Source organism: Streptomyces otsuchiensis, from assembly GCF_004305975.1.
Taxonomy (GTDB): domain Bacteria; phylum Actinomycetota; class Actinomycetes; order Streptomycetales; family Streptomycetaceae; genus Streptomyces; species Streptomyces otsuchiensis.
The window spans coordinates 2,504-5,342 of the sequence record NZ_BHZI01000346.1 but is presented as its reverse complement, the minus strand read 5'-3'; the positions used below and the strand labels follow the sequence as shown (position 1 = coordinate 5,342).

Sequence of the window (2,839 nt, the reverse complement as noted above, 5' to 3'; positions counted from 1 at the left end):
ACACAGTGGACGCAAGCAACTATGGACAAGCCCTCGGCCTATTAGTACCAGTCAACTCCACCCATTACTGGGCTTCCATATCTGGCCTATCAACCCCGTCGTCTACAGGGGGCCTTACCCCATCAAGTGGGAGGGAGTCCTCATCTCGAAGCAGGCTTCCCGCTTAGATGCTTTCAGCGGTTATCCTTCCCGAACGTAGCCAACCAGCCATGCCCTTGGCAGAACAACTGGCACACCAGAGGTTCGTCCGTCCCGGTCCTCTCGTACTAGGGACAGCCCTTCTCAAGACTCCTGCGCGCGCAGCGGATAGGGACCGAACTGTCTCACGACGTTCTAAACCCAGCTCGCGTGCCGCTTTAATGGGCGAACAGCCCAACCCTTGGGACCGACTCCAGCCCCAGGATGCGACGAGCCGACATCGAGGTGCCAAACCATCCCGTCGATACGGACTCTTGGGGAAGATCAGCCTGTTATCCCCGGGGTACCTTTTATCCGTTGAGCGACGGCGCTTCCACAAGCCACCGCCGGATCACTAGTCCCGACTTTCGTCCCTGCTCGACCCGTCAGTCTCACAGTCAAGCTCCCTTGTGCACTTACACTCAACACCTGATTACCAACCAGGCTGAGGGAACCTTTGGGCGCCTCCGTTACTCTTTAGGAGGCAACCGCCCCAGTTAAACTACCCACCAGACACTGTCCCTGATCCGGATCACGGACCCAGGTTAGACATCCAGCACGACCAGAGTGGTATTTCAACAACGACTCCACACACACTGGCGTGCATGCTTCACAGTCTCCCACCTATCCTACACAAGCCGAACCGAACACCAATATCAAGCTATAGTAAAGGTCCCGGGGTCTTTCCGTCCTGCTGCGCGAAACGAGCATCTTTACTCGTAATGCAATTTCACCGGGCCTATGGTTGAGACAGTCAAGAAGTCGTTACGCCATTCGTGCAGGTCGGAACTTACCCGACAAGGAATTTCGCTACCTTAGGATGGTTATAGTTACCACCGCCGTTTACTGGCGCTTAAGTTCTCAGCTTCGCCAGAACGAATCCTGACTAACCGGTCCCCTTAACGTTCCAGCACCGGGCAGGCGTCAGTCCGTATACATCGCCTTACGGCTTCGCACGGACCTGTGTTTTTAGTAAACAGTCGCTTCTCGCTGGTCTCTGCGGCCACACCCAGCTCAAGGCGCAAGGCCTATCACCGAACATGGCCCCCCTTCTCCCGAAGTTACGGGGGCATTTTGCCGAGTTCCTTAACCATAGTTCACCCGAACGCCTCGGTATTCTCTACCTGACTACCTGAGTCGGTTTAGGGTACGGGCCGCCATGAAACATCGCTAGAGGCTTTTCTCGACAGCATAGGATCATCCACTTCACCACAATCGGCTCGGCATCAGGTCTCAGACACATGAGAGACGGATTTACCTACCTCTCGTCCTACACCCTTACCCCGGGACAACCACCGCCCGGGATGGACTACCTTCCTGCGTCACCCCATCACTCACCTACTACCAGCTCGGGTCACCGGCTCCACCACACCCACACCTGTCAAAGACAAAATGCAGGGGGCTTCACGGGCTTAGCATCACCAGATTCAGCGTTGGCGCTTCAAAGCGGGTACCGGAATATCAACCGGTTGTCCATCGACTACGCCTGTCGGCCTCGCCTTAGGTCCCGACTTACCCTGGGCAGATCAGCTTGACCCAGGAACCCTTAGTCAATCGGCGCACACGTTTCTCACGTGTGTATCGCTACTCATGCCTGCATTCTCACTCGTGAACCGTCCACAACTCGTTTCCACGGCTGCTTCACCCGGCACACGACGCTCCCCTACCCATCCGAACCCCCGTTAGAGGTATATGCTCGAATGACACGACTTCGGCGGTGTACTTGAGCCCCGCTACATTGTCGGCGCAGAATCACTAGACCAGTGAGCTATTACGCACTCTTTCAAGGGTGGCTGCTTCTAAGCCAACCTCCTGGTTGTCTCTGCGACTCCACATCCTTTCCCACTTAGCACACGCTTAGGGGCCTTAGTCGATGCTCTGGGCTGTTTCCCTCTCGACCATGGAGCTTATCCCCCACAGTCTCACTGCCGTGCTCTCACTTACCGGCATTCGGAGTTTGGCTAAGGTCAGTAACCCGGTAAGGCCCATCGCCTATCCAGTGCTCTACCTCCGGCAAGAAACACACGACGCTGCACCTAAATGCATTTCGGGGAGAACCAGCTATCACGGAGTTTGATTGGCCTTTCACCCCTAACCACAGGTCATCCCCCAGATTTTCAACTCTGGTGGGTTCGGGCCTCCACGACCTCTTACAGCCGCTTCACCCTGCCCATGGCTAGATCACTCCGCTTCGGGTCTTGAGCATGCTACTGAACGCCCTATTCGGACTCGCTTTCGCTACGGCTCCCCCACACGGGTTAACCTCGCAACACACCGCAAACTCGCAGGCTCATTCTTCAAAAGGCACGCAGTCACGACATACAGAGACAAGCCCTGCATGCGACGCTCCCACGGCTTGTAGGCACACGGTTTCAGGTACTATTTCACTCCGCTCCCGCGGTACTTTTCACCATTCCCTCACGGTACTATCCGCTATCGGTCACCAGGGAATATTTAGGCTTAACGGGTGGTCCCGCCAGATTCACACAGGATTTCTCGGGCCCTGTGCTACTTGGGTGGCTCCCAAACGAGCCATTGCAGTTTCAGCTACGGGGGTCTTACCCTCTACGCCGGGCCTTTCGCATGCCCTTCGCCTACCACAATGGTTTCTTACTCGCCCAGCCGCCGGCAGACGACTGAAGGAAACTCCCACGACCCCGTA

At 56.2% G+C, this 2,839-nt stretch carries 1 rRNA gene (only partly in view); it reads right to left on the bottom strand.

Features of this window, described 5'->3' with window-relative positions:
- Positions 1 to 21: 21 nt before the first annotated feature.
- Positions 22 to 2,839: ribosomal RNA gene (locus tag E0D90_RS23250) — 23S ribosomal RNA — on the bottom strand; it runs 408 nt beyond the window's last position.